Genomic DNA, 6,598 nt, shown 5'->3' with positions numbered 1-6,598 from the left:
GCCCATAACGATCTGCGCGCTCGCCGCCGACCAGGTGGGCGGCAATCAGCAGGGCCTCGGGGATCGAGGAAGCCCCCGACGGTGTCGCACCGTCCACCGGGTCGGCCGGACGAAACATCAGCTGTTCGGCGTCGTCGGCGCTGTCGAACCAGCGGCCCGGTACGTCCGGATCGGCGAAGTGCGTCAGCGCAATGTCCAGCAACTCGGTGGCCGTCTCCAGCCACGCCGGGTCCATGGTCAGCTGGTAGAGCGTCAACAGCCCGGTGGCCAGCGTCGCATGGTCTTCCAGAATCGCCGCACTATCGCCGACCCGCCCACCGAGGCTGGCCCGACGCAATCGCCCCTCCACCATGTGCAGGCCCACCAGCGCGGCAGCGCATCGCCGCGCCGCGTCCGCTAACTCCGGATCACCAAGCGCCACGTTGGCTTCCGCCAACGCAGTAATGGCCAAGCCGTTCCAGGCGGTGACGACCTTGTCGTCGCGGTCCGGCTGGGGGCGGGTCAACCGCGCCGCCAGCAGCGCGGTGCGGACCCGCTCGAAGCGATCGGGGTCGTCGGGATCTGCCGGCAATTGCAGCACCGATGCGCCGTGCTCGAACGTGCCCGCCTGGGTGACCCCGAAAACCGAAGCCGCCCAACGCCCGTCGTCCTCGCCGAGAACTTCCGTCAGCCGAGCCGGCGTCCACACATAGGTCAAGCCCTCCCGGCGGGCGGCGTCAGCGTCCAGCGACGAGGTGAACATGTCGCGGTCGCCGAGCTCGTCGAGCATGAAACGGGCGGTTTCCGCGGCCACCCGGCGAGCCACCGCATTCCCCGTCCGGCGCGCCCAGTGCGCGTAGACGCGCAGCACTAGCGCGTTGTCGTAAAGCATCTTCTCGAAATGCGGTACTACCCAAGCATTGTCGACGCTGTAGCGAGCGAAACCACCGGCCAGCTGGTCGTAGATGCCGCCGCGGGCCATCGCGCTGCAGGTGCGCTCGACGGCCAGCAGCGCTGCCGGCGACCCGGTTCGTTCATGGTGCCGCAGCAACGCCTCCAGCAGCGCCGACGGCGGGAATTTCGGTGCGCCTCCGAAGCCGCCGCGGGCGGTGTCCTCGTCGTGCAACACCACGGCGACCGCGTGATCACACAGCGCGGGCTCGACCCGCGGGCCACCGCCCGGCAGACCTGACGCCATCGCGCGCAGTTCGCTCGAGATGTGGTCGGAGGCCTGCTCGACTTCACCTCGGCGGCTGCGCCACGTTTCCGTCACAGCCGAAAGCAATTGCAGAAATGCATGTTTCGGGTAGTAGGTGCCGCAGAAGAACGGTCGGCCGTCGGGTGTGAGAAAACATGTCATCGGCCAGCCGCCCTGCCCTGTGAGCGCGACGGTGGCGTTCATGTAGACGGCGTCGATGTCGGGCCGTTCCTCGCGGTCGACCTTGACGCACACGAACCCGTCGTTCATCGCGGCGGCCACTTCCTCGTCTTCGAACGATTCGTGCGCCATCACATGACACCAGTGGCAGGCGGCGTAGCCGACCCAGAGCAGGATCGGCACGTCACGCTCGGCCGCCTCGGCCAGTGCCTGCGGCGTCCACTGCTGCCAATGCACCGGGTTGTCGGCGTGCTGGCGCAGATAGGGGCTGGCAGCCCCGGCCAGCGTGTTGGCCGCAGGGCTCATCGCTGCGCCCTACCCGTCGGGTTCACGGGGTGGTCCGTTGTGATCGCCCGGCTGGTCAGCGTCGCCGCGAAGGGTGTCCTCCTCGGCGGCTTGGTCCGGCTCGGGGTGCTCCGGGTCGAACGACTCGGGCACCTTCTTCAGTTGCCGGTTCATCGACCGGATCAGAAACACCGTGGCGAGCAGCAGCAACACAATGACGAGCAGACCCATCGGGCTGGCCTTGCCGAAATCCGGGCCGGTACGGCGAGGTGCGTCATCAGCTTGAAGGTCGGCCAGCACGCCGAGCGCGCTGAGCAACGCATGAGACATCACTCGTCCTCGATTCCGGCGAACAGATCGGTCTCAGGAAGCTTGACCGGCACTCGCGAACGGGCCAGCTCGAACTCCTCGGTCGGCCATAGCCGCTGCTGCCATTCGATCGGCGCGGCGAAGAAATCGCCTTTGGGGTCGATCTGGGTGGCGTGTGCGCGAAGCGCGTCGTCGCGCTGACTGAAATACGCCGAGCACTCCACCCGGGTCGTCACCCGGGCAGCGAAGACATCGTGCTTGGGATCCCAATGCTTGAGCCACTTCTCGAAAGGACCTTGCTGACCATGCTTGGCAAACTCGTCTTGCAGCAACTGCATCCGCTGGCGCAGGAAACCGTGGTTGTAATACAGCTTGGCGACGGTCCACGGCTCACCGGTGTCAGGGAAACGGCGATAGTCGCCGGCCGCTTCGTATGCGGCAACCGAAACCTGGTGACAGCGGACGTGGTCGGGATGCGGGTAGCCGCCGTTTTCGTCGTAGGTCGTCATCACGTGCGGCCGAAACTCCCGGATCACCCGCACGAGCGCCTCGGTGGCCACCTCCAGCGGCACCAGCGCAAAGGAGTCGTCGGGCAGCGGCGGCGGTGGATCGCCCTTCGGCAAACCGGAGTCGACGAAGCCCAGCCAGGTGTGCTCGACGCCGAGAATCTCAGCGGCCTTGGCCATCTCGTCGCGGCGGATCTCAGCGATGCGTCCGTGCACCTCGGGCAGGTCCATCGCGGGGTTGAGGATGTCGCCGCGTTCGCCGCCCGTCAGCGTCACGACCAGCACGCGATGGCCCTCGTCGGCGTAGCGCGCGAGGGTCGCAGCACCCTTGCTGGACTCGTCGTCGGGGTGGGCATGCACCGCCATCAATCGCAGTTCGCTCACCTGCTTTCTGTCCGTTGTTCCACCGGGCGTGCCCCTATAGTTGCAGTTCTAATCGTTGCATCATGTCCACCGGGTTCGGAGAACCCTGCCCTATGAGCCCTATGAGCGAACGGCCTACACAGCCCCCGCTGGCCCGCTACGGGCCTCCCCGGTTATCCCGCTGGCCGCGGCGTGGTGGCGTCATCGCCCTGGCGGTCCTGGTCGTCGCGATCGGCGTCGTCGTGGCGGTCATCGGCTACCAGCGGCTGGGCACCAGCGACGTTACCGGCACCCTGGTCGGCTACCGCCTAATTGACGACCAGACGGTGTCGGTGACGATCGGCGTGACGCGCCACGACCCCTCGCGGCCGGTGGATTGCATCGTGCGGGCGCGATCCAAAGACGGCAGTGAGACCGGCCGGCGTGAAGTGCTCATCCCACCTTCGGACAGCGCCACGGTGCAGGTGACGACGATCGTGAAATCCTTCCAACCTCCGACGATGGGAGACGTCTACGGTTGTGGCAGCGACGTGCCCAGCTACCTGCGGCCGTCCTGACCACACAGCTGTTGACCGGAACCGAGCAAAAGCGTGACACGTCAAAACGTGACTGGAGGCATGTGTCGCGGTGGTACCATTTGTGGGTACACGGTTCCTGATGGGACCGTGTATTGCTGCATTAGCGCGACATACGCGGCACAGTGCGGCGGCACGCGCAGTCAAACCGCATACGCCCGGCAGCGAACCGAAAGCCTGCCCACGCGAATACCGTGCAAACAACGAATACAAGGAGCGCGACGAGATGACGGACACCCAGGGGACCTGGTTGCCCCAGGAGTCACATGACCGACTCAAGGCCGAACTCGACCAGTTGATCGCGAACCGTCCGGTGATCGCCGCGGAAATCAACGACCGCCGCGAGGAGGGTGACCTCAGCGAAAACGGCGGATATCACGCCGCCCGCGAGGAGCAGGGCCAGCAGGAGGCCCGCATCCGTCAACTACAGGACTTGCTCAGCAACGCCAAGGTCGAAGCTCCCACACAGTCCGGGGTGGCGCTGCCCGGTTCAGTAGTGACGGTCTATTACAACGGCGACGAGTCGGACACCGAGACGTTCCTCATCGCCACTCGGCAGGAGGGACTCAGCGACGGCAAGCTCGAGGCGTACTCGCCGAATTCACCACTGGGCGGTGCGCTCATCAACGCTAAGGTCGGCGAGACCCGCACCTACAAGGTGCCCAACGGCAACACCGTCGAGGTGACGTTGGTCAGCGCGGAGCCATACCGCGCCTAGAGGCAGAACCGCGGGTCGGGGAATCGGGCGGTATTAGGCCCGCTCATGGCGAAGATCGCCGAGAATCTGTTGCTGCTGCTGCTCGACAATGCGTCGGGGCAGCCCGCGCTGGACCGCGCTCGGTGTGGACGCGTACTGGCCGCGGCGGTTCTGCTCGATTTGGCGCACGAATGTCGGATCCGCCCGGCGGTCGACGGCGAGCCGGTGCAAGCGGGGCGGCTGCTCGTCCTGACTGGCCCCGACTCCCGCGATCCGGTGGTCGCGCCTGCGCTGCAGCTGTTGCTACGCCGTCCTCTGAGCCCCGCTGCGGCGATCGCCAAACTGCGGCGCGACACTTTTGCCGCCTTGCTATCGCAGCTCGAGCGCACCGGTCAAGTGCATCGAGTCCGGTTGTACTCCAACGGATCCAAACCGGTGGACGGGTGGCAGTTGACGGACCGCAGCCGGGTGTCGCAAGTGCGCGCCGCGATGACGGCGGCGCTGTTCGACCAGCAACGTCCTGATCCCGCGACGGCGACCATCATCTCGCTGCTGCACGCCGTCAACGGGCTGGGCGCGATATTCAGCCTCGACCACCGCGGCTGGGAGTGGGTTCTCGACCGGGCGGGTGATATCGCCAGCGGTAGCTGGGTTAACGAATCAGAGCCCGACCTGCCCGAAGTCAACCTGGCGGTGACGACCGCGGCAATCCGTCACGCCCTGGCCTAACTCGCCGGCGAGCAGACGGAAAGCACCCCAGAATGCCTGATTCAGTGGGCTTTTGCGTCTGCTCGGCCAGCTAGCGCAGGGCCTGCTCGAGGTCGGCCAGCAGATCGGCGACATCCTCGATGCCCACCGACAGCCGCACCAGATCGTCGGGAACCTCCAACTTCGAGCCGGCGGTCGAGGCATGCGTCATTGCCACCGGATGCTCGATCAGCGACTCCACCCCACCCAGCGATTCGGCCAAGATGAACACCGTGGTGTTGGCGCACAGCTCCTTCGCTGCTTGCCGGCCACCGCGCATCCGCACCGAGACCATGCCACCGAAGCCGCGCATCTGCCGCGCAGCGAGCTCATGACCCGGATGACTGGGCAGGCCCGGATACAACACGGTGCTGACGGCTGAATGCTCGGCGAGGAATTCGGCCACCGCGGCGGCGTTTTCGCTGTGTCGCTCCATCCGCAATACCAGCGTCTTCAGCCCCCGCAGCGTCAGGTAGACGTCGAACGGGCCCGGCACCGCGCCTGCCCCGTTCTGCAAAAAGCCGAACGCCGCGTCGAGCTCTTCGTCCTTGGTGACCAGCGCACCGCCGACAACATCGGAGTGCCCGCCGATGTACTTGGTGGTCGAATGCAGCACCACGTCGGCACCCAGCGTCAGCGGCTGCTGCAGCGCCGGGGAAGCAAACGTGTTGTCCACCAAAACTTTTGCCGAGCATTGCTGACCGATATCGGCGATCGCCGCGATATCGGCGATCGAAAGCAGCGGATTGGTGGGCGTTTCGACCCAAATCAGTCGCGTCCGCGAGGTGATCGCGGCGCGCAGCGCGTCGAGATCAGCAAGGGCCACCGGCGTGTAGTCGATACCCCAACCGGTGAACACCTTGTCGATCAGCCGGAAGGTGCCGCCGTAGGCATCGTCGGGGATGACAACGTGGTCGCCCGGATGCAGCATCGCTCGCAGCGCACAGTCGCTGGCAGCCATCCCGGAACTGAACGCGCGACAGAACCTGCCCTCCTCGACGGCAGCGAGGGCCGCTTCCAGCGCGGCCCGGGTCGGGTTCCCGGACCGGGAATATGCGAATCCGCCGCGCAGGCCGCCCACGCCGTCTTGAGCAAACGTGCTGCTCATATTGATTGGAGGGTTGACCGCGCCGGTCGACGGGTCCGGTGCGAAGCCCGCGTGAATGGCCTTAGTAGCCTGCCCTCGCAGCCGACGTTCGTTGCCGGCGCCGGATGTGTTGCGCTGTTGGCTCATCGATGATCAGCCTAACGACGGCCGAAACTCGCCACGCCGCTGACACCCTGCCCGCCGGCTACTCGACCGGCAGACACACCGTCGACATTATCTTGTCAGCAAGGGTCTGCCGCTTGGCATCCCACAGCGGGAACAGGTAGCCGATGTAACAGATGATCGAGTCGACCAAGTGGGCGAGTTGACGGACGACCGACATTCCGAATCCGATTGGCTGGCCGTTGTTTTCGCTGACAACCTTGAACTTCATCAATGACTTGCCGATGCTCGAACCGGTGGTGCCCTGCCGGTAGCCGTAGTTCCAGACAACGTAGGCCAAGCCCACCAGCTGCGCCAACCAGAATGTTGTAACGCCGAACATCGAATAGCCGCTGGCGCATACCTGATCGACGGCGTATCGCGAGATGTCCGTGACGCAAGCCGTCTGTTCGGTGCCGAGGAGCACCAGCCAGCCGATACCAATGATGATTGCGTACGGGAAGTAGTCGACGAAGAACGCCACGACTCGGGTCACCCAGGGCGTGTAGG

Annotated in this window: 8 protein-coding genes; 3 read left to right on the top strand and 5 right to left on the bottom strand. The window is 65.7% G+C overall.

Annotated features, from left to right (window positions below):
* The 3 genes from ACFE99_RS21160 to mca form a co-directional block, all read right to left on the bottom strand.
* Positions 1–1,663: thioredoxin domain-containing protein (locus ACFE99_RS21160; RefSeq protein WP_375488365.1), on the bottom strand; the 1,663-nt coding region annotated here is incomplete at its 3' end.
* A 9-nt stretch (positions 1,664–1,672) separates the two neighbouring features.
* Positions 1,673–1,972 (bottom strand): hypothetical protein, encoded by a 300-nt coding sequence (locus ACFE99_RS21155; RefSeq protein WP_375488364.1) that lies wholly within the window; start codon positions 1,970–1,972, stop codon positions 1,673–1,675.
* Positions 1,972–2,841, bottom strand: coding sequence for a mycothiol conjugate amidase Mca (gene mca, locus ACFE99_RS21150; protein ID WP_375488363.1), 870 nt, complete (start codon positions 2,839–2,841; stop codon positions 1,972–1,974). Before mca ends, ACFE99_RS21155 begins: the two co-directional genes overlap by 1 nt.
* A gap of 101 nt (positions 2,842–2,942) precedes the next feature.
* Between mca and ACFE99_RS21145 the strand changes: the two genes are divergently transcribed.
* The 3 genes from ACFE99_RS21145 to ACFE99_RS21135 all read left to right on the top strand — a co-directional run bounded on the left by ACFE99_RS21145 (position 2,943) and on the right by ACFE99_RS21135 (position 4,821).
* Positions 2,943–3,377 (top strand): DUF4307 domain-containing protein, encoded by a 435-nt coding sequence (locus ACFE99_RS21145; protein WP_375488362.1) that lies wholly within the window; start codon positions 2,943–2,945, stop codon positions 3,375–3,377.
* Positions 3,378–3,621: 244 nt separating this feature from the next.
* The gene (gene greA / locus ACFE99_RS21140; protein ID WP_375488361.1) at positions 3,622–4,113 is read left to right on the top strand and encodes a transcription elongation factor GreA; all 492 of its coding nucleotides are present in this window, start codon (positions 3,622–3,624) and stop codon (positions 4,111–4,113) included.
* 45 nt (positions 4,114–4,158) lie between these two features.
* Positions 4,159–4,821 (top strand): GPP34 family phosphoprotein, encoded by a 663-nt coding sequence (locus ACFE99_RS21135; protein WP_375488360.1) that lies wholly within the window; start codon positions 4,159–4,161, stop codon positions 4,819–4,821.
* 70 nt (positions 4,822–4,891) lie between these two features.
* Here ACFE99_RS21135 and ACFE99_RS21130 read toward each other — a convergent pair whose 3' ends face one another.
* Positions 4,892–6,073: a cystathionine gamma-synthase gene (locus ACFE99_RS21130; RefSeq protein WP_375488359.1), complete on the bottom strand. Its 1,182-nt coding sequence runs from the start codon at positions 6,071–6,073 to the stop codon at positions 4,892–4,894.
* 58 nt (positions 6,074–6,131) lie between these two features.
* The coding region (locus tag ACFE99_RS21125; RefSeq protein ID WP_375488358.1) for an RDD family protein at positions 6,132–6,598 on the bottom strand (467 nt) is incomplete at its 5' end.

The sequence above is a fragment of the uncultured Mycobacterium sp. genome, assembly GCF_964249325.1.
Classification (GTDB): domain Bacteria; phylum Actinomycetota; class Actinomycetes; order Mycobacteriales; family Mycobacteriaceae; genus Mycobacterium.
Note: the sequence above shows the minus strand (reverse complement) of the source record. Positions and strands in the feature narration are given on the sequence as shown.